Below are 20,424 nucleotides of genomic sequence, written 5' to 3' on the forward strand. Positions count from 1 at the left end.
CGGGAGAGGGGGCGAGCCGCGTCCCCGCGAAGGCTCCCCCTCACCCGCTCCTCGCTGGCGCGCGGATCGACCTCTCCCCGCCGGGGAGAGGTGCGCCGCAGCGCCTTGCCCGGCTCGCAATCGCGCACCAAACAGCGTGTGAAGTCGCCATGACCCCCGTCACCGTCATCCCGGGCGATGGCCCGCTCGTCCTCGGCCAGCCCCATGCCGGCACCATGATCCCGCCTGAGGTGTCGGTGGAGCTGAACGATCTCGGCCGCTCCGTCCCCGACACCGACTGGTGGATCGACCGGCTCTACGAGGGCATCGCCCGCCGTACCGGCGCGACCGTCGTCCGGCAGAACCTGTCGCGCTTCGTCATCGACGTGAACCGCGACCCCTCCGGCGTCTCGCTCTATCCGGGCCAGAACACCACGACGCTCTGCCCCACCACCACCTTCGACGCCGAGCCGATCTACCGCGAGGGCCGCGAGCCCGGTCCGGCCGAGATCGGCCGGCGCAAGCAGCTCTATTTCGCGCCCTTCCATGCCGCCATGGCCGCGGCCATCGAGACCACGCGCATCCGCCACGGCTATTGCGTGCTCTACGACTGCCATTCGATCCGGTCGGAGGTGCCCAACCTCTTCCCCGGCACGCTCCCCGTGTTCAACATCGGCACCAACGACGGCGCGTCCTGCGCCACTGCCATCCGGGAGGCCGCGATCCGCGAGGCCGAAGCCTCCGGCATGACCTTCGTCGCCGATGGCCGCTTCAAGGGCGGCTGGATCACCCGCCATTACGGTGCGCCGGAGCGCCGAGTCCACGCCGTCCAGATGGAGCTGGCGCAATCGGCCTACATGCTGGAAAGCCCGCCCTGGACCTATGACGAGGCGGTCGCCGCCCGCACCGAAGCCGTCCTCACCCGCATCGTCGCGGCCATTCTCGACGCCGCCGCCACCCTGGAGCCCTGACCATGGCGACCCGCCTCGACAATTCCCGCCTCATCCGCGCCCCCCACGGCATGGCCATGACCGCCAAAACCTGGGGCGCCGAGGCGGCCTTGCGCATGCTGATGAACAATCTCGACCCGGAGGTGGCGGAGCGCCCCAACGAGCTCGTCGTCTATGGCGGCATCGGCCGGGCTGCGCGCGACTGGGAGAGCTTCGACCGCATCGTCGCATCCCTGCGTTCGCTCGAGCCGGACGAGACCTTGCTCATCCAGTCCGGCAAGCCGGTCGGCATCTTCCGCACCCATGCCGATGCGCCGCGGGTGCTGCTGGCCAATTCCAACCTCGTCCCGGGCTGGGCGACCTGGGACCATTTCCATCACCTCGATAAGCTCGGGCTGATGATGTACGGCCAGATGACCGCCGGCTCGTGGATCTATATCGGCAGCCAGGGCATCGTTCAGGGCACCTACGAGACCTTCGCCGAGGTGGCGCGCCAGCATTTCGGCGGCTCGCTCAAGGGCAAGTGGATCCTCACCGGCGGCCTCGGCGGCATGGGCGGCGCCCAGCCGCTCGCCGCCACCATGGCCGGCGCGTCGATGATCGCGGTGGAATGCCAGCCGAGCCGCATCGAGATGCGCCTGAAGACCCGCTATCTCGACGCCGAGGCGCGCAGCATCGACGAGGCGCTGGAGATCGTCGACCGCTCGCACAAGGCCGGCAAGCCGATCTCGGTCGGCCTCCTCGGCAATGCCGCCGAGATCTTCCCCGAAATGGTCCGCCGCGGCATCCGCCCGGACGTCGTCACCGACCAGACCTCGGCCCATGACCCGCTCAACGGCTACCTGCCGGCGGGCTGGAGCCTCGCCCAGTGGGAAGAGGCGCGCGAGCGCAATCCGAAGGCGGTCGAGGCGGCGGCGAAGGAGTCCATGGCGACCCATGTGCGCGCCATGCTCGACTTCCACCGCATGGGCGTGCCGACGCTCGATTACGGCAACAACATCCGCCAGATGGCGAAGGACATGGGCGTGGCGGACGCCTTCGACTTCCCCGGCTTCGTCCCGGCCTATATCCGCCCGCTCTTCTGCCGCGGCATCGGTCCGTTCCGCTGGGCCTCGCTCACCGGCAACCCGGAGGACATCGCCAGGACCGACGCCAAGGTGAAGGAGCTGATCCCCAACGATCCGCACCTCCGCACCTGGCTCGACATGGCCAAGGAGCGCATCCAGTTCCAGGGCCTTCCCGCCCGCATCTGCTGGGTCGGCCTCGGCGACCGCCACCGCCTCGGCCTCGCCTTCAACGAGATGGTGGCGAAGGGCGAGATCGGCCCCATCGTCATCGGCCGCGACCATCTCGATTCCGGCTCCGTCGCCTCGCCCAACCGCGAGACCGAGGCGATGAAGGACGGTTCGGACGCCGTCTCCGACTGGCCGCTGCTCAATGCGCTGCTCAACACGGCCTCGGGCGCCACCTGGGTGTCGCTCCACCATGGCGGCGGCGTCGGCATGGGCTATTCGCAGCACTCAGGCGTCGTCATCGTCGCCGACGGAACGCCGGAGGCCGCGGCGCGGCTCGGACGGGTGCTGTGGAACGATCCCGGCACCGGCGTCATGCGCCATGCCGATGCCGGCTACGACATCGCCATCGATTGCGCCCGCGAGAAGGGGCTGAAGTTGCCCGCCCTCGGCATCGGGGTGTGAGGGGTCTCGCTCTGTCCGTCATTCCCGGCCGAGCGAAGCGAGGGGAAGGGAATCCAGGGGCCTCGGCTCCGCCCGTGATTCCTGGACCCCCTTCCCTCGGCCTTCGGCCTCGCCGGGGGTGACGGACTGGCGAAGTCCTCGCGGCGGATCGACCTCTCCCCGCTGGGCAGAGGTGAACGGCGGAGCCCTCTCTTCAGTCCAACGCCGCCCCTCACGGCGTCATGCCCGGCCTTGTGCCGGGCATCCACGACTTGACCACGACGCAGGTCGAAGGGGCGCCGGCCAGAATTCTGGAAGACGCATCGCCCTGGAACCAATTCGTGGATGCCCGGGCCAAGCCCGGGCATGACGGAGAAGGCGGTGGAGGCCATGGCCCCACCCTTACCCTCCCCTTGTTCGCTCCGCTCCAAGAGAGGGGGACCACAGCGTCGTGTTGGGCCGGCGACGGCGGGGCCAGGCCCAGCCGATTCATAATGCGCGCGAGGTCATAGTCTCCCTCCCCTCGCGAGAGGGGAGGGTAAGGGTGGGGCCGTTTTTGAACCTCTACCCCTCGTACTGCCCGACGATCGAGATCGAGCAGACGTTCTGGTGCGGGAAGCCGCCGAGATTATGGGTGAGCCCCAGCCGCGGCAGGTCCTTGCGCTGGCGCTCGCCGGCGCGGCCCTGCATCTGCAGGTACATCTCGTAGATCATCCGGAGGCCCGAGGCGCCGATCGGGTGGCCGAAGCACTTGAGGCCGCCGTCGATCTGGCAGGGGATCGTGCCGTCCGCGTCGTAGAAGCCGTCGAGGATGTCGTGGATGGCCCGGCCCTCGGCGGAGATGTGCAGGTCCTCCATGGTGACGAGCTCGGTCACCGAGAAGCAGTCGTGCACCTCGATGAGGTTGATCTCGTCGCGCGGCTTTTCCACGCCCGCTTCCTGGTAGGCGCGGGTCGCGGCGATGCGGGTCGTCGCGAAATAGCTGCCGTCCCAGGAATTGTGCTGCGCCTCGGTGCCGTTCGACACCGCCACCTGCAGCGCCTTCACCGAGACGAGGTCCCGCTTGCCGAGGCTGCGGGCGATCTCCGGCGTCGTGACGATGGCGCAGGCCGCCCCGTCCGACACGCCGCAGCAATCGTAGAGCCCGAGCGGCTCGGCGATCATCGGCGAGTTCAGCACCGTGTCGATGGTGATCTTGTTCCTGAGATGCGCCTTGGGGTTCCTGCCGCCATTGTCGTGGCTCTTCACCGAGACATGCGCCATGGCGCGCTTCAGGTCCTGCGGCGCCGAGCCGTACTTGGCGCGGTAGGCGGCGGCGAGCTGGGCGAAATAGCCGGGCGCCGAGGCGTTCGGCCAGGTCATGTTCGGAAGCGTCCCGCGGCCACGCTGCGGCAGGCCGCCATAACCGGTGTCCTTGAGCTTCTCGACGCCGAGGGCAAGCGCGATGTCGGCGGCACCGGAGGCCACCGCATAGACCGCGCCGCGGAAGGCTTCCGTGCCGGTGGCGCAGAAGTTTTCGACACGCGTCACCGGGATGTAGGGCAGGCGCAGCGCTACCGCGAGCGGCACGGCGGACTTGCCGACATGCTGCTCCTCGATGGCCGTGCCGAGCCAGGCCGCATCGATCTGCTTGGTCTCGATGCCGGCATCGCCGAGCGCTTCCGTGTAGGCCTCGACCATCAGGTCTTCGGCGTTCATGTCCCAGCGCTCGCCGAATTTCGAGCAGCCCATGCCGAGAATGGCGACCTTGTCGCGAATGCCTTTGGGCATGGTCAGGCCCTCCCAGAGAGATCGGTTGTGGCGGCGGGTGCCGCCTTCCAGAAATAGCGGCGGAAACCGCGCTGGCTGTCGATGTCCTTCACCCGGAACATCATGCGCATGGGATGGCCGACGGCGAGGTCCTTCTCGTCCACATCGGTGAAATCCATCATCCAGCGGCCGCCCTCGTCGAACTGGATCATGCCGTAGCAGGCGGGCGGATCCGGCGAATAGGTCAGGCGGTCGGCGGTGTAGGAGTTGATCTTGCCGATCTTGCCCGAGAAGGGCTCCGGCTCCTGCGTGTCGATGGCGGTGCAGTTGGGGTTCACGCAGACCCGCGTCTTGGGGAACTGCAGCGTTCCGCACTTGGAGCACTTGCCGCCGACGAAGGATGTTACCGTGTGGCGGTTGCGCCAGAGGGCGGAGAGCGCCGTCTGCTTGTCAGCCTCGGCGCGCATGCCGCGCTCCAGCTCCACCGTGTCGTTGAAGGCGAGGAACTTGGCGTAGTTCGTCTCCTCGCGGCGGCGGGCGAGGTGGCCCTTCACGCCGAGGCGAGGGGCGAGAGCGCTGATCTGGTCCGTGACCTCAAAGAGCAGCACGTCGGCGCCCTGGCCGAAGCCGACCACCATGATGCGGTCGCCGGGCTTGGCCTCCTCCAGCGCCGCCACCAGCATGACGAGGGGATGGGCCGTGCCGGTCTCCCCGCAGACGGCATGGAGATTGTCGGCCACCGCCGCATCCGGGATGCCCGCGCCCTTGGCGACGGAGTTCGCGACCTTCGCAAGGACCGCCGGCATGCAGAACCGCGTCACCGCTTCCGGGCCGAGGCCCGCCTTGGCGAGGCAGGCCTTGATGACCGGGGGCACCAGCGGCATGTAGCCGGCGTCGCGGATCCAGCGCTCCTCCCACTGGTAGTCATATTCGGATTCCGGCGTGCGGTAGTGGTCGACGAAATCCGCCGTGCGCGTGGCGCTGGCCAGCAGCGTCGCCACCGGCTTGCCTTCGCCGACGAGGATCGCCGCCGCGCCGTCTCCGGCTGTCATCTCGATGGGGCTCGCCGCCTTCACCGGCCGCTTCTCGGCGGCGACGATGAGGGACGGGCCGCCGCCGCGCAGCGCGGCCAGCAGCGCCGAGGTCGCGGCACGCTGGGTCTGGCCGGCATCCGCCGTGGCGAGATCCTGGCCGAGCGCGAGCGCTTCGGCGACGACGCCGGCATTCAGTCGGTCGAGGAAGGGGAAGGTGGTCGAGGCGAAGGTCAAAGCTTCCAGGCTCACCGGGCCGAGGCCGGCGAGGCAGTCGCGGCCCGCCTCCACCGCCATGGTCACTGGATCCTCGTCCCAGTTGGCGATGGCGCGCTCGCCCTTGCCCTGGCCCTTGAGGGCCGAATTGAACCAGCCATGCGCATCCGCGATCGCCTTTCGCTGCAGGCGCAGGCGCGGGATGTAGGCGCCGAAGGAGAGAATGCCGAAGGTCATCAGATCACGTCCCGAAGACTGCGGGTGCCGGCAACGGCACCGGAGAGGCTACCCACCTCTCCCCGGTGGGGAGAGGTCGACCGAAGGTCGGGAGAGGGGGTGAGGATGGTCCGCGAGGGGCGGCCCCCTCTCCCCGCCGGGGAGAGGTGACGCGCCGCGCCCGTCATCCCCGGGCTCCTCACACCGGATCCCACGAGAAGATGTCGGCGGAACGGTCGAGCGGATAGAAGGACGACTTCAGCGCCGGAATGCCGTGGCTGGCGAGGCTATCGCAGGTCCAGCCCCCGTCGCGATGGATGGAGCGGATCGGCCGCGACTGGCCCATCAGGAAGATCTCGTTCATCCGCACCGCGAAAATCTGACCGGTGACGTCCTTCGCGGCGTCCGAGGCGAGGAAGGCCGAGAGCGGCGCGATCTTCTCCGGCCCCATGACCTGCATGCGGGCAACGCGCGCCTTCTCGGCTTCCGTCTCGGTCGGGATCGTGCCGATGAGCCGGCTCCAGGCGAAGGGCGAGACGCAGTTGGAGCGCACGTTGAACCGCGCCATGTCCAGCGCGATCGACTTCGACAGGCCGACGATGCCGAGCTTGGCCGCGGCATAGTTCGCCTGGCCGTAATTGCCGATGAGGCCCGAGGTCGAGGTGAAATGCACGAAGGCGCCCGACTGCTGTTCGCGGAAGATCCGCGCGGCGGCGTGGGAGACGTAGAAGGTGCCCATCAGGTGCACCTTGATGACCAGTTCGAAGTCGGCGACCGACATCTTGTGGAAGATGGCGTCGCGCAGGATGCCGGCATTGTTCACCACCGCGTCGAGCCCACCGAAGGCATCCACCGCCGCCTTGACGATGGCATTGGCCGAGGCTGGCTCGGCGACGCTGTCGAAATTCGCGACGGCCTTGCCGCCCTTGGCGCGGATCTCCGCGGCGACCTCCTCGGCCGGCGCGGCGCTGGCGCCCGAGCCGTCGGCGGCGCCGCCAAGGTCATTGACCACCACCTTGGCGCCCTCGGCCGCCGCGGTCAGCGCGATCTCCCGGCCAATGCCACGACCTGCGCCGGTGACGATGACCACCTTGTCCTGGAGTGCGCCTGCCATGGATGCCGTCCTTGCGAGATTGGGGATCGGCGCCGCACCCCGCGACGCCGGCTGCACCATAGTCCGTCCGACCATCCGACGAAATCCCGTTTCAGTCTTCGAAACGCCTGTCTTATGGTGGAGGGCAGTTGCGGCCCCGAAGAGCCGCTGCCTGGACGGAGACGCCGCCGATGACCGCCACCGCCTCCTACTACAGCGAGGAGCACCACCTCTTTCGCGAGGCCTGCCGCCGCTTCGTCGCCGAGGAGATCGCGCCGCACCATGCCCGCTGGGAGAAGGAGGGCAAGGTGGACCGCGAGGCCTGGCGCAAGGCGGGCGAGGCGGGGATGCTGCTCACCAACATTCCCGTCGAATATGGCGGCGGCGGTGCGGACTTCCTGACCAGCGCCATCTTCATCGAGGAGATGATGGGCCATGTCTTCACCGGCCCGGGCTTCCGCCTGCACTCCGACATCGTCGCCCCCTACATCCTCAACAACGCCTCCGAGGACCTGAAGCGCCACTGGCTGCCGAAAATGGCGAGCGGCGAGGCCATCGGCGCCCTCGCCATGACCGAGCCGGGCGCAGGCTCCGACGTCCAGGCCATCCGCACCACGGCGATCCGCGACGGCAACCACTGGGTCATCAACGGCCAGAAGACCTTCATCACCAATGGCCAGCTCGCCGACATCATCGTCGTCGCCTGCAAGACCGATCCGAAGGCCGGCGCCAAGGGCGTGAGCCTCATCCTGGTCGAGGCCGACCGCGAGGGCTTCAAGCGCGGCCGCAACCTCGAGAAGATCGGGCTGAAGGCGCAGGACACATCCGAGCTCTTCTTCGACAATGTCCGCGTGCCCGCCACCAACATCATCGGCGAGGAGGGGCGCGGCTTCGCCTACATGATGAACGAGCTGCCGCGCGAGCGCCTGCTGGTCGCCATTTCGGCGGTGGCTGTCATGGAAGCGGCGCTGAAATGGACGGTCGAGTACACCCGTGACCGCAAGGCCTTCGGCAAGTCGCTGGCCGATTTCCAGAACACCCGATTCAAGCTCGCCGAGGTGAAGACCGAGGTGACGGTGGCGCGCGTCTTCCTCGACGATTGCATCGCCAAGTTCCTGACGGGCGAGTTCGATGTCGCCACCGCCGCCATGGCCAAGTGGTGGCTGACCGAACTCCAGGGCCGCGTGGTCGACACCTGCCTGCAGCTCCACGGCGGCTATGGCTACATGTGGGAGTACCCCATCGCCCGTGCCTATGCCGACAGCCGCATCCAGCGGATCTATGCCGGCACCACCGAGATCATGAAGGAAATCGTCGCCCGCTCGCTGTGAGCGGGGCGGCGCGCCCGTTCGTCATGGCCGGGCTTGTCCCGGCCATCCACGGCTTGAACACGGCGCCTGCAGAATTCGTGGATGCCCGGGACAGGCCCGGGCATGACGGGTCAGTTTCCCAGGACACGCCCATGCCCATCGACTACGCCAAACTCAAAGCCTGGCCCTTCCCTGACCTCGAGCACAGCTACACGGCCAAGGACACGATCCTCTATGCCCTGGGCGTCGGCTGCGGCGCCGATCCCGTCGACCGCTCCGAACTGCCCTTCGTCTATGAGGACGGCCTGAAGGCACTGCCGACCATGGCCGTGGTGCTCGGCTATCCCGGTTTCTGGCTGAAGGACCCGAACACCGGGGTCGACTGGCGCAAGGTGCTGCATGGCGAACAGGGCCTCCTCATCCACAAGCCGCTGCCGGCGACCGGCACGGTGATCGGCCGCACCCGCGTCACCGAGATCATCGACAAGGGCCCCGGCAAGGGCGCGCTGCTGCTCTCCGAGCGCGACGTGATCGACAAGGCCTCGGGCGACCTGCTGGCGACGCTCACCTCGACCACCTTCATCCGCGGCGAGGGCGGCTTCGGCGGGCCGTCCGGTCCGTCTCCCGAACCCCATCCGCTGCCTGAGCGCGCGCCGGACTTGGCCGTCGACCTGCCGACCCTGCCGCAGGCGGCGCTGATCTATCGCCTCTCCGGCGACTACAACCCGCTCCACGCCGATCCGGATGTCGCCACCGGCGCCGGTTTCCCGCGGCCGATCCTGCACGGGCTGTGCACCTACGCCGTGGCGGGCCGCGCCATCCTGAAGGCCTGCTGCGACAACGATCCCGCCCGCCTGACGCGGCTCGACCTGCGCTTCTCCGCCCCCGTCCTGCCCGGCGAGACGGTGCGCACCGAGATCTGGCGCGACGGGAGCGCGGTGTCGTTCCGCGCCCGGGTCGTCGAGCGCGACGTCGTGGTGCTGAACAACGGCCGCGCCACGGTGGCGTGACGCGGCCGCCAGGGCTCAGGCCGGCGTCAGGCCCAGCGCCTTGACGTTCTCGATCCAGATCGGGCCCTCGGTGTCATAGACCTTCTTGAAATCGGCATGGCCGAGGACGGGATCATCGATGCCGAAGGTCTCGTTGAGCTTCTGGATGCGCTCGGTGCGCGCCGCCTCCAGCATGAGGTTCGAGATCGTCTCGACCATGGGCTGGGGAATGGACGAGGTGCCGAGGAAGCCGACCCAGCTGAGCAGCCGGAAGACCGGGTTGTCGAGGCCCTGCTCCTGGAAGGTCTGGGCATTCGGCAGCACCCGCATCCGCCGCGTCGAGGGGATGGCGATGGCCGTGCCGGCATTGGCGTCGAGCACCGCCTTGGCGGCGGTGTAGCTGCCGAGCGCGATCTGGCTGTTGCCGGTCAGCACGTCCTGCCACATCGGCGCTTCGCCGCGATAGTTCACCACCGTCATGTCGAGGCCAAACTGCTGGTTCAGCTTGTTGCAGACGATGTGCGCCATGGAGCCGGCGGCATAGGAGCCGAAGCTGATGCGGTTCCTGCGGGCATAGTCGACGAACTGCGCGATGTTGGTCGCCCCCGTCGCCTTGGCGGCGACCAGCGGCAGGCTCCCGGTCGGCAAGAGGGCGAGCAGGGAGAAGTCCTTGTCCGGGTCGTAGGCGAGGCTCTTGAACATGACGCGGTTGCCGAACAGCGTCGTCGAGATGGTGATCATGATCGTGTGGGCGTCGTCGGGCGCCGACTTCATCGCCTGCGCGGCGATGCCGCCGCCGGCGCCGGGCCGGTTCTCGACCACCACCGTCTGCCCGCTCTTCTGGCCGATATACTCGCCATAGGCGCGGGCGAAGGCGTCGGTGATGCCGCCTGCCGGGAAGGCGCAGATGATGCGCAGTGACTTGGTCGGCCAGGCCGCGCCTTGCGCCCGCAGGATGGATGGGGATGCGAGGGGGAGTAGGGCGCCGGCAGCGACAAGCCCGCGGCGGGAAAAGACGATGCTCATAATGCGTTTCCTCAAGTGATGCAGGCGGGCTTCTGCGTCCCGCATGATTCAACGTCGTCGCAGTGTAGGACCACGCGTCGCCGCCCTGCCCTGTGACCAATCGTCAGGGTCGTTCAGCTCGGCGTCACGCCGAGGCGGCTGAGATGATCGAGCCAGATCGGACCCTGGGTCTCGTAGATCTGGCGGAAGAACCGGTGGTCCTGCGCGGTGTCGTCGATGCCGAAGGTGGCGGTCAGGTTGCGGATCCGCTCGGTCTTGCCGGCCTCGACCATGAGGTCGGAGATCTGCTGCACCATCTCCGCCGGCATCGAGGCCTTGCCGAAGAAGCCGGCCCAGCTCATCAGGTTGAAGACCGGATCCTTGAGACCCTGTTCGGCATAGGTTGCAACGTCCGGCAGCGTCGACATGCGCTTTGACGTCGGCACGGCGATGGCGACGCCGGCCCCCGTGTCGAGCACCCCCTTGGCGGCGGTGTAGCTTCCCATGGCCACCGCGCTGTTGCCCGTCAGCAGGTCCTGCCACATCGGCGCCTCGCCGCGGTAATGGACGATCGTCATGTCCAGGCCGAACCGGCGGTTGAGCTCGGCACCGACGATATGGGCGAAGGAGCCGGCCGCGTAGGAGCCGAAGCTGGTCCGGTTCTTCCTTGCGAAATCGACGAACTCGGCGATGGTCCTGGCGCCCGTGTTCTTCTGCGCGACCAGCGGCAGGTGGCCGGTCGACATGATCGCCAGGAACGAGAAATCCCTGTCCGGGTCATAGGGCAGGTTCTTGAACATGACCCGGTTGCCCAGCATGGTCGACGAGATGGTGATCATCAGCGTGTGACCGTCGTCCGGCGCGCTTTTCAGCGCCTGCGCGGCGATGCCGCCACCGGCGCCGACCCGGTTCTCGACGACGACGGTCTGGCCGCTTTTCTGGGCGATGTAGTCGCCATAGGCGCGGGCATAGCCGTCGGTGATGCCGCCGGCCGGGAAGGCGCAGAGAATGCGGACGGGGCGGTTCGGCCAGGCGCCCTGGGCCTTGAGCAGGCCGGGCGCGGCGACAGCGGCTGCACTGGCGGCGATGAGGCCGCGGCGGGTCATGCGAAACGACATGGGGCTTCCTCTGGACATCTCTGGCGAGGCAGGGCCTCGGCGGGCGTTTTCGCCCTTGGGTCTTTGACCGGCCGCGATGGTCCCACGGCCGGCTGGACCGGTCAAACCTGTCTGGCGCCCACGGCGCCCTGTCACTCCGCCTTGGCGCCTCCCGGGGCCCAGAGCGTGGCGCGGAACTTGTCGGTCAGCGCAGCGGCGATCTGCGCGGCGGTTTCCCGCAGCGGCCCGAGGAAGCCCTTCACCGCATCCTCCACGGTGATGACCCCGTGCAGCATCATGATGTTGATCGAGGCGAAGACCTCGTCGCCGTCGCGCACCGGCACGCCCATGGCCCAGACGCGCCCGTCAAACACGTGCTGGCTGTAGCTGTCGTCCATCAGCGCGTAGCCCTTCTCCCTGACATCGGCGAGGAGCTGGGCGAGCTTCTTCGGCTGGCGCGCGAGGTCGGTGGACTTGCCCGGAATGGCGGCGAGCAGGGTGATGATGCGCTCCTGCTGTTCGGGCGGGCAGAAGGCCAGATAGGCCCGGCCCATGGAGGTCGAGAGCAGCGGAAAGCGGAAGCCCGGCCGTCGGCTGAACAGCATGGAGCCCGGCTCGCGCGTCGTCTGGGCGACGATCATCGCGTCGCGGTCGAAAATGGCGATGTCGGAGGGCCAGCCGATCTGCTTGCGGAACTCGTGCATGATCGGCTCGGCGACCCCGCCAATCCACAGGTGCTGGTCATAGCCGTGGGAGAGCAGCAGGCAGCGCCCGGTCGGCAGATATTCCGAGCGGGCCGCGTCGCGCATGACGTAGCCCTCGTGCTCCAGCGTCTCCAGCATGCGCACGATGGTCGCCTTGTTGAGCCCGGTCGCCTTGTGCAGCGAGCCGACGGTGGAGCGCCGTTCGGCATTCAGCACGCGGAGGATCTCGAGGCCGCGGGACAGCGCGATGACGGGTTCGAACGACGGCATAAGGGCTTCCTGAACTCCCGGAGGGCTTTAGCCCGTCCGGAACGGCGCGATAACACCACAAAGCTCACGCTCTGTCCCGTAGCGGTGAGAACCCGCCTGGTGATGAAGGCCCCACCTTTACCCTCCCCGCGCTTTGCGCAGGGAGGGGGACTTTGACCTCCCACTCCACGCGGGTCCGTTGGGCTTGGCCCAACCGTTCCGGGCCGGGCGGGACGTCGAAGTCTCCCTCTCCTCGCGTGAGCGAGGGGAGGGTGCGGGTGGGGCCCTTTTGGGTGTCCCCGCCCGTAATTCTCACACGCTGCGCTGCGCCTTGTCCTTGTCGTTGGCGGCGCGGATCATCTCCGCCATCTCCTGCCACTGGCCGTCCGACAGGGCCGACAGCGAGTAGAAATTGCCGCCGCTGGCGTTGTAGCGCGCCCCGTCGATGGCGATGGTCTGGCCGGTCAGGTACTCGCAGCCATCCGCCATGAGGAAGGTCGCGAGGTTCTTGAGTTCGTGCATCTCGCCGTTGCGGCCCATGGGGCTGCCCTCGCGGCCCTTGTCCTGCTCGGCGGCAAGGCCCGGATTGAGCCGCTCCCAGGCGCCCTTGGTGGGGAAGGGGCCCGGCGCGATGGCGTTGAGGCGGATGCCGTAGCGGCCCCATTCGGCGGCGAGCGACTGGGTCATGACGTTGATGCCCGCCTTCGACATGGCGGAGGGGACGGTGAAGGGCCCGCCATTCCACACCCAGGTCGTCAGGATGGAGATGACCGAGGCCTTGTGGCCGCCGGCGATCCAGCGCTTGCCGCAGGCCAGCGTCACATAGAACGAGCCGTGGAAGACGATTCCGGCGATGGCGTCGAAGCCGCGCGGCGAGAGATCCTTGGTCGGGCTGATGAAATTGCCGGCGGCATTGTTGACGAGGCCGGTGAGCGGTCCCATGGCGAAGATCTCGTCGATCATCTCCTCCACCGCCTGGGCGACGCGGATATCGACCGAATGCGTGTGGACCTGCCCGCCATGGCGGTCCATCAGCTCCTTCGCGGTGTCGTCGAGCACGCCCTTGCGCCGCCCGCAGATGTGCACGGTCGCGCCGAGGCGCAGATAGTCCTCCGCCATCTCGCGGCCGAGACCGGTGCCGCCGCCGGTCACCAGGATGCGCTTGCCGGCGAGAAGGCCGTCCTTGAACATCGTCGTCATCGCTGTCTCCCGCGGGTTCTCAGTGGCCCTTGAAATCCGGCTTGCGCTTGGCCTTGAAGGCGGCAACGCCCTCGTCGAAATCGCCGCTGCCGAAGGCCACCACCTGGGCCATGGCCTCGCTCTCCAGGAATCCTTCGAGCGGCAGCTCATAGGCGCGCCGCATCAGCCGCTTGGTCAGCGCCAGCGAGACGGTCGGTCCGGCGGCGAGTGCCTGCGCCAGCTCCATCGCAGTCGCCATCAGCGCCTCGGGCTCGGCAAGCCGGGCGACGAGCCCCATGGCATGGGCCTCCTCGGCGCCGACCTCGCGGTTGGTGAGCAGGATGTCGCTGGCGCGCTGGTGGCCGATGGCCCGCGGCAGGGTATAGGCGAGGCCGAGATCGGCCACGGCGCCGATGCCGGGGAAGCCGGCCTTGAACCGGGCGTCGCGCGCCGCGACGATGAGGTCGGCGGTGAGGGCCAGCGACAGGCCGGCGCCCGCCGCCGCGCCATTGACCGCCGCGATGATCGGCTTGTCGGCGGTCAGGAGCGGGATCAGCCAGCGATAGGTCCGCGTCATCCGCGTCTTCACCGAGAGCGTCGCCCGGTCGTCCATGGAGCGGATGTCGCCGCCGGCGCAGAAGGCCTTGCCCGTGCCGGTGAGGATGATGGCCCGCACGCCGGAATCGGCGAGGAGCCCGGGCAGATGCGTCTCGATCCCCGCCTTGATGCCCGCCGACATGGCGTTCATCGACTTCGGCTCGTTGAGGATGAGGGTCGCGACCGCCCCCGTCCTCTCCACCCGGACCGAGTCCCCGGCGCCTTCGCTCATGATCGTCCTCCCGATGCGTCCGGTTCCGACGGACGAAGCATCGTTTCAGTGGACGAAATCGGCGGGACGAAAGCCACTCCCCATTTCGGGCAGGGGCGTCAGGGGCGGGTGAGCACCAGCGGCCGGTTGTCGGCCGGCGTCTTGACCCAGCGCCCGCCATCCTCGCGGCGGAAGGAGAGGGTGCCGCTTTTGCCCAGGATGACGAGGATCTCGCGGTCGAGCCGCCACGATGTGAGGCCGAGTGCGGCGACCGAGCGCTCGCAGCCGCTGGCGACGTCGAGGGCAAAGCGCTGTTCGAGGGCGCCGGCATCCGCCGCCAGCTCCTGTTTCAGGCCGAGGCTGCACAGGGCGCGTCCTGTGGGCTGGCCGAGGTTCCAGCCGCCGGCGACATCGTCCGCCGTGGGCAGGGTCCGTCCGGCGAGCCCGAGATTGGTGAGGAAATAGACGGTGGGATCGCCGGCCCTGAGCGATTCGAAGATGCCGACCTCGGTTTCCTCGAAATCGAAGGCCGGCTGTCCCGCGCGGTCGAGCCAGCGGATCGCGCCGGTGGGCGCCACCGACCAGGCCGCGACGTTCGCCACCGCCGGGAAGGCGGCCGCGCAGCCCTCGGCCAGCGTCAGGCCGCGGCCCGGTCCCGCCCGTTCGGCGCGGAAGGTCACGGCGCATTTGCGGCTGCCGGAGGGGTTGGAGAGCTCCCAGGGGCCGACGGCGCGCTCCACCAGCGCGGCCTCGGATTGCGCGGGCGCCTGCGCCCTGGCGGGCGGCGGGACGATGAGGGCGGCGACGAGGAGCAGCGCGGGAACCATGGGCCGATTTGAAACGCGAAACCGGTCCTTCGTCCACCCGCCGTCAGTTGTCCTGGAGCCGCAGGCAGGAGAGATCCGCCGCCCCCGCCCGGCGGGTGATGATCGCCGCCTTGCGCCGAACCCCCGGCCCCGGCGCCCGCGCATCGCGGCGGATCGGGTTCGGCAGGATGGAGACCAGAAGGGCCGCCTCGCCCGTGGTCAGCCGCGCCGCCGGCTTGCCGAAGGCGCGCTGCGCCCCGGCTTCGATGCCGAACTGGCCGGTCGGACCCCATTCCGCGACGTTGAGATAGATTTCCATCATCCGCCGCTTCGACCAGATGAGGTCGATCATCAGCGCCAGGGGGATCTCCAGCCCCTTGCGGAGGACGGCCGTCGGCCCGGTATCGCCCTGCCAGAGGAAGAGGTTGCGGGCGACCTGCATGGGCAGCGTCGAGGCGCCGCGGCTCGGGCCGTCCTCGTCGTCGATGACGGCCATCAGTTCGCGCCAGTCGACGCCGCGATGGCGGCAGAACTGCCCGTCCTCCGAGGCGATGAGCACGGCCGGAACGGCCCGCGCCACCTGGTCCAGCGGCACGATGGTGCGCTCGTAGCCCTGCAGGGTCACCATACGCCAGACCATGCGGGTCGAGATCGGCGTCACCACCGTATAGACCAGCGTCAGGACGAGGGGCGTCAGGGCAAGGACAAGGCCGGCGAGGACCAGGCGGCGGAGGAAGCGGAGCATGACCATCGCATCGGAGGGAACGACCGCTCCCGGCCGGGAGCGGCTGGTGCGCGGCATCGATGGATGCCCCGCCGGCTGGATCGCCGTGACGATCGCCGCCGAGGGTCCGCTCGCGCCGAGCGTCACGATAACGCGCGATTTCGCCGATCTCACCGTCGGCGTCGAAAAAATCGCCGTGGACATGCCCATCGGCCTGCCCGACCGGGCGGGACCCGGCGGGAGAGGGCCGGAATCGCTGGTGCGCCCGCTCCTCGGCGAGCGCCAGTCATCGGTCTTTTCGGTGCCCTCCCGCGCCGCCGTCGAGGCGGAGGACTATCGGGAATGCTGCCGGCTGGCGCTGGAGACCTCCGATCCGCCCCGCAAGGTGTCGAAACAGGCCTTCTTCCTCTTCCCCAAGATCCGTGAGATCGACCGGCTGCTGCGCGCCGATCCCGCGCTGGTCCATCGCGTCCATGAGGTCCATCCCGAGGTCGCCTTCTGGCGGCTCAACGGCGAGACGGCGGTGCCGGAACCGAAGAAGGTGAAGTCGCGGCCGTATCCGCCGGGCCTTGCCTTCCGCCGGGCGCTGCTGGTCGCGGCAGGCTTCCCGGAAGCGCTTCTCCTCGCACCGCCGCGTGGCGCGGGGCCGGACGATCTGCTCGATGCCGCGGTCAATGCCCTCGTCGCCCGCCGCCTGCTCGCCGGCACGGCGCGGCCCTTTCCCGATCCGCCGCTGCGTGATGCGCATGGCCTGCCCGTCGCCATCTGGGCTTGACCCGGCGCGCCGGCCGGGCTCCCGTGCCCGGCCTCCAAGGACAGTCCCATGCTCACGCCCGACGACATCCGCGCCGCCCATGCCCGCATTGCCGGCCATATCCGCCACACCCCGACCCTGACCCTGCCGGCGGAGACCTTCGGCACGCCGGTGCCGGTGGCGATGAAGCTCGAATTCCTGCAGGTGACCGGCACCTTCAAGGCGCGCGGCGCCTTCAACACCCTGCTCGGCGGGACCATGCCGGCGGCCGGCGTCTGTGCCGCCTCCGGCGGCAATCATGGCATCGCCGTCGCCCATGCCGCGGCGACCCTTGGAATCCCCGCCCGCATCTTCGTTCCGGAAATCTCATCGCCCGCCAAGATCGCCCGCATCCGCGAGACAGGCGCCGACCTTGTTGTCGGCGGCGCCCGCTATGCCGAGGCGCTGGCTGCCTGCGAGGCCTTCGCGGCCGAGACCGGCGCGCTCTCCGTCCACGCCTATGACGCCTGGGCGACCATGGCCGGCCAGGGCACGGTCGGCCTGGAATGGGAGGCGGATGCCGGCCCGCTCGACACGGTGCTGGTCGCCGTCGGCGGCGGCGGCCTCATCGGCGGCATCGCCACCTGGTTCGGTCGTCGGGTGAAGGTCGTCGGCGTCGAGCCGGAGGGCTCCCGCGCCCTCCACGCGGCGCTCGCCGCCGGCGGGCCGGTCGATGTCGACGTCCAGTCGGTCGCCGCCGATTCGCTCGGCGCCCGCAATGTCTTCGGCCGCGTCTACGAGACCGCCAAGGCCCATGTGGACCATGTCGTCCTCGTCCCGGACGATGCCATCCGTGAGGCGCAGAAGCGGCTGTGGCTCGGCCTGCGCGCCGCCAGCGAACCGGGCGGCGCGGCGGCCCTTGCGGCCCTCATCTCCGGCGCCTATCGCCCTGCGCCCGGCGAGCGCGTTGGAGTCCTCGCCTGCGGCGCCAATGTCGATCTGGCCGCCCTTGCCGCGACGGTCGCCGGCTGAACGATCCGTGATCGTTTGCCGCCTTGAAATGGTGGTTTTTGAGGACGACCATGGTAGCTTGTGCACTGCACGAGCCTCGAACCGGAGCGGATCTTGAGCGACGGCATGGACAAGGACCGCCCGCAGGAATCCCGCCAGGATCAGGCCCCGGCCCGCAACGGCTATGACCTGGCCCTCTCCCATGCGATCGACCGGGCTCGCCTGGTGCTCCTGTGGGAGCAGATCTGGCCGCGCCTCGTCCTGTTCCTCGTCATTTTCGGCGGCGTCCTGTCCGTGTCCTGGCTGGGCTTCTGGCAGGTCGTGCCCTACTGGGCGCGCTTCGGCGGCGTTGTGTTCGTCGTGGCGCTGCTGTTCGGCGCAGCCTGGCCGCTGTTCACCATCCGCCGTCCGAGCGAGCAGGAGGCCCTGCGCCGCATCGACCGCATGACCGAGGGCGGCCACCGCCCGGCCACCGCGCTTGCCGACGACCTCGCCACCGCCAACGACCCCTTCGCCAAGGCGCTCTGGGCCGAGCATCGCGCCCGTGTCGCGGCCGCGGCCGGCCGGTTGCGCACCGGCATTCCGACGCCGCGCATGCCGGCGCTCGACCGTTACGCCATGCGTGCGCTCGCCCTGCTGCTGATCGTGCCGGCCTACTTCCTCGCCGGCGATGAGCGCATGGCGCGCCTCATGACCGCCTTCGACTGGCGCGCCCCGCCGACCCCCATCACCTACCGCATCGACGCCTGGGTGACGCCGCCGGCATATACCGCCCGCCCGCCGGTGATCCTGCCGACGCGCCGCTCCGGCGAGCCGCAGCCGGTCCAGGCCGAGCCCGAGATATTCCGCGTGCCCGCCGGCTCCGTGGTGACGCTGCGCGTCGCCGGCCTCGCCGATGTCGCCGTGAAGCCCGAGGGCGGCGTCGCCGAGGCGCCGGCGCCTGAGCGCCCGGCCAATGCCACGGCTGCGGCCACCGGCACGCCTGCCCCCGCTCCCGCCGCACCCCAGCCCGGCGCCGCGGCCCTTGCCGAGACGCGGTGGACCGTCAGCCGCGCCGGCACGCTCGCCGTCAGCGGCACGGGCGCTGCCCCCATCGTCTGGCGCTTCGAGGCCATCGCTGACGGCGCGCCGACCATTGCCTTCGAGCGTCCGCCGCAGGCCGACCAGCGCAACCAGATGGTTCTCGCCTACAAGGTCGAGGACGATTACGGGGTGAAGGAGGCCGAGGCCACCATGACCCTCGCGCCCTCCGCCCAGGCGCTGCAGCGCCCCGGCGCGCGGCCGCTGGCCGAATTGCCGCCACTTCCCCTCACCCTGCCGCAGGCGCGCACCCGCGCCGGCAACGGCCAGACGGCGCGCGACTTCACCACCCATCCCTTCGCCGGGCTCCAGGTGGCGGTGAAGCTGAAGGCCCGCGACGATGCCGGCAATGAGGGCTTCTCCGACACGCTCTACGGCACGCTGCCGTCCCGGGTCTTCTCCAAGCCCATCCCCCGCGTCCTCGTCGAGCAGCGCCGCCTGCTCGCGCTCGACGCCAATGCCGCCCCGCGCGTCGCCCGGGCGCTGGAGGCGCTGACCACCGCCCCGGACGTCTTCAGCGTCGAGACGCCTGTCTATCTTGGCTTGCGCACCGCCTATTTCCGCCTCGTCCGCGCCCGCAACGACGAGGCCCTGCGCGAGGTCATGGACTATCTCTGGGACATCGCCGTCCGCATGGAGGATGGCGACGTCTCCGAGGCCGAGCGTGCCGTCTCCCAGGCCGCCGAGCGCCTGCGCCAGGCCATCGAGCGCGGCGCCTCCGAGGAGGAGATCCGCCGCCTGTCGCAGGACCTGCGCCAGGCCATGGACCGGCTGATGCGCGAGCTTGCCGAACAGGCGATGCGCAACCGTCAGGACGGCCGCAACCAGCAGCAGCAGGCCCAGCGCGACCCGAACACCCGCACGGTCCGCCCGCAGGACCTGCGCGACATGCTCAACCGCATCGAGAACCTCGCCCGCAACGGCGCCCGCGACCAGGCCCAGCGCCTGATGCAGGAATTGCAGCAGATGCTGCAGGGCCTGCAGGCCGGCCGCCAGCAACAGCAGCAGCAGGGCGAGAACGGCGAGAGCGGCGAACAGGGCGAGAGCCCGCTCGACCGGCTCGCCGACATGATCCGCCGCCAGCAGCAGCTGCGCGACGACACCTTCCGCCGCCAGCAGGAGCAGCGCCGCGCCCAGCGCAACCAGCAGCAGCAGCGCAACGGCCAGCGCGGCCAGCAGGGCCAGCAGCAGCCCGGTCAGCAGGGCGAGAACGGCGAGCAGGGCGAACAGGGCTTCGACCAGCTCGGCGACGCCCAGCGCCAGCTGCGCGAGCTGCTCGACCAGCTGCGCGAGGAGCTCGGCCGGCAGGGCCAGGGCGGCGAGGGTCAGGAAGGCCAGCAGGGCCAGGGCCCCGGTGGCTCTGAGGCCGGCCGTCAGGCGCAGGAAGGCCTCGACGGCGCCGGACGCGCCATGCGCGAGGCCGAGGAAGCCCTCGGCCGTGGCAATGGCCAGGGCGCGACGGATGCCCAGGGCCGTGCGCTGCGCAATCTCCAGCGCGGCGCGCAGGGTCTCGCCCAGCAGATGCAGGAAGGCCAGGGCCAGGGCCAGGGTCCGGGACAGCCCGGCCAGGACGGGCAGGCCGGCCGCCTCGGCCAGGCCGGCAACCAGGACTACGACCCGCTGGGCCGTCCGACCCGCGGCCGCGAGGCCAATGACAATTCCGACGTCCGCATCCCCAATGCCGGCGAGGGCGCCGCCCAGCGGGCCCAGCGGGTGCTGGAGGAGCTGCGCCGTCGCCTCTCCGAGCAGGATCGCCCGCAGCTCGAGATGGACTATCTCGAGCGCCTGTTGCGCGGCCTGCAGATCCAGTAAGGGCCGT

At 69.6% G+C, this 20,424-nt stretch carries 17 protein-coding genes; 7 read left to right on the plus strand and 10 right to left on the minus strand.

The window, feature by feature from the left end; translation table 11 throughout:
* Positions 1-149 precede the first annotated feature (149 nt).
* Both hutG and hutU read left to right on the plus strand, forming a co-directional pair.
* Positions 150-950, plus strand: coding sequence for an N-formylglutamate deformylase (gene hutG / locus C8P69_RS09315; RefSeq protein WP_108176344.1), 801 nt, complete (start codon positions 150-152; stop codon positions 948-950).
* Positions 951-952: 2 nt separating this feature from the next.
* The gene (hutU, locus tag C8P69_RS09320) at positions 953-2,626 is read left to right on the plus strand and encodes a urocanate hydratase (RefSeq protein WP_108176346.1); all 1,674 of its coding nucleotides are present in this window, start codon (positions 953-955) and stop codon (positions 2,624-2,626) included.
* Positions 2,627-3,169: 543 nt separating this feature from the next.
* Here the strand turns inward: hutU and C8P69_RS09325 are convergent.
* The 3 genes from C8P69_RS09325 to C8P69_RS09335 all read right to left on the minus strand — a co-directional run bounded on the left by C8P69_RS09325 (position 3,170) and on the right by C8P69_RS09335 (position 6,931).
* Positions 3,170-4,375 (minus strand): acetyl-CoA acetyltransferase, encoded by a 1,206-nt coding sequence (locus tag C8P69_RS09325; protein WP_108176348.1) that lies wholly within the window; start codon positions 4,373-4,375, stop codon positions 3,170-3,172.
* A 2-nt stretch (positions 4,376-4,377) separates the two neighbouring features.
* On the minus strand, positions 4,378-5,838 hold the full coding sequence (locus tag C8P69_RS09330; RefSeq protein WP_108176350.1) for a 3-oxoacyl-[acyl-carrier-protein] synthase III C-terminal domain-containing protein: 1,461 nt from the start codon (positions 5,836-5,838) through the stop codon (positions 4,378-4,380).
* Between the two features lie 178 nt (positions 5,839-6,016).
* Entirely contained in the window at positions 6,017-6,931 is a 915-nt protein-coding gene (locus C8P69_RS09335; RefSeq protein ID WP_108176352.1) for an SDR family oxidoreductase, read from the minus strand.
* A gap of 170 nt (positions 6,932-7,101) precedes the next feature.
* Between C8P69_RS09335 and C8P69_RS09340 the strand changes: the two genes are divergently transcribed.
* Positions 7,102-8,241 carry an acyl-CoA dehydrogenase family protein gene (locus C8P69_RS09340; protein ID WP_108176354.1) on the plus strand — a complete coding sequence of 380 codons (1,140 nt, stop codon included), beginning with the start codon at positions 7,102-7,104 and terminating at the stop codon, positions 8,239-8,241.
* 131 nt (positions 8,242-8,372) lie between these two features.
* Positions 8,373-9,230, plus strand: coding sequence for a MaoC/PaaZ C-terminal domain-containing protein (locus C8P69_RS09345; protein WP_108176356.1), 858 nt, complete (start codon positions 8,373-8,375; stop codon positions 9,228-9,230).
* A 15-nt stretch (positions 9,231-9,245) separates the two neighbouring features.
* Here the strand turns inward: C8P69_RS09345 and C8P69_RS09350 are convergent, their stop codons facing one another.
* From C8P69_RS09350 to C8P69_RS09380, 7 genes are all read right to left on the minus strand, one after another.
* Positions 9,246-10,235: a Bug family tripartite tricarboxylate transporter substrate binding protein gene (locus tag C8P69_RS09350; protein WP_108176358.1), complete on the minus strand. Its 990-nt coding sequence runs from the start codon at positions 10,233-10,235 to the stop codon at positions 9,246-9,248.
* A gap of 113 nt (positions 10,236-10,348) precedes the next feature.
* Positions 10,349-11,332: a Bug family tripartite tricarboxylate transporter substrate binding protein gene (locus tag C8P69_RS09355; RefSeq protein ID WP_245901952.1), complete on the minus strand. Its 984-nt coding sequence runs from the start codon at positions 11,330-11,332 to the stop codon at positions 10,349-10,351.
* Between the two features lie 131 nt (positions 11,333-11,463).
* A complete protein-coding gene (locus C8P69_RS09360; protein ID WP_108176360.1) occupies positions 11,464-12,285 on the minus strand; it encodes an IclR family transcriptional regulator domain-containing protein in 822 nt (273 codons plus the stop codon).
* Between the two features lie 291 nt (positions 12,286-12,576).
* The gene (locus tag C8P69_RS09365) at positions 12,577-13,455 is read right to left on the minus strand and encodes an SDR family oxidoreductase (protein WP_108176580.1); all 879 of its coding nucleotides are present in this window, start codon (positions 13,453-13,455) and stop codon (positions 12,577-12,579) included.
* 28 nt (positions 13,456-13,483) lie between these two features.
* On the minus strand, positions 13,484-14,272 hold the full coding sequence (locus tag C8P69_RS09370) for an enoyl-CoA hydratase/isomerase family protein (RefSeq protein ID WP_108176362.1): 789 nt from the start codon (positions 14,270-14,272) through the stop codon (positions 13,484-13,486).
* Positions 14,273-14,370: 98 nt separating this feature from the next.
* The gene (locus C8P69_RS09375) at positions 14,371-15,078 is read right to left on the minus strand and encodes an AprI/Inh family metalloprotease inhibitor (RefSeq protein ID WP_170118188.1); all 708 of its coding nucleotides are present in this window, start codon (positions 15,076-15,078) and stop codon (positions 14,371-14,373) included.
* A gap of 43 nt (positions 15,079-15,121) precedes the next feature.
* A complete protein-coding gene (locus tag C8P69_RS09380; RefSeq protein WP_108176582.1) occupies positions 15,122-15,802 on the minus strand; it encodes a transglycosylase domain-containing protein in 681 nt (226 codons plus the stop codon).
* Between C8P69_RS09380 and C8P69_RS09385 the strand changes: the two genes are divergently transcribed.
* The 3 genes from C8P69_RS09385 (at position 15,801) to C8P69_RS09395 (ending at position 20,417) form a co-directional block, all read left to right on the plus strand.
* On the plus strand, positions 15,801-16,556 hold the full coding sequence (locus C8P69_RS09385) for a DUF429 domain-containing protein (RefSeq protein WP_108176366.1): 756 nt from the start codon (positions 15,801-15,803) through the stop codon (positions 16,554-16,556). The genes C8P69_RS09380 and C8P69_RS09385 overlap by 2 nt on opposite strands.
* A gap of 48 nt (positions 16,557-16,604) precedes the next feature.
* Complete coding sequence (locus tag C8P69_RS09390; protein WP_108176368.1) at positions 16,605-17,546, plus strand: threonine/serine dehydratase; 942 nt, start codon at positions 16,605-16,607, stop codon at positions 17,544-17,546.
* 93 nt (positions 17,547-17,639) lie between these two features.
* Positions 17,640-20,417 carry a TIGR02302 family protein gene (locus tag C8P69_RS09395; protein ID WP_245901953.1) on the plus strand — a complete coding sequence of 926 codons (2,778 nt, stop codon included), beginning with the start codon at positions 17,640-17,642 and terminating at the stop codon, positions 20,415-20,417.
* Positions 20,418-20,424: the final 7 nt, after the last annotated feature.

Source organism: Phreatobacter oligotrophus (assembly GCF_003046185.1).
In the GTDB taxonomy this organism is placed as follows: Bacteria; Pseudomonadota; Alphaproteobacteria; order Rhizobiales; family Phreatobacteraceae; genus Phreatobacter; species Phreatobacter oligotrophus.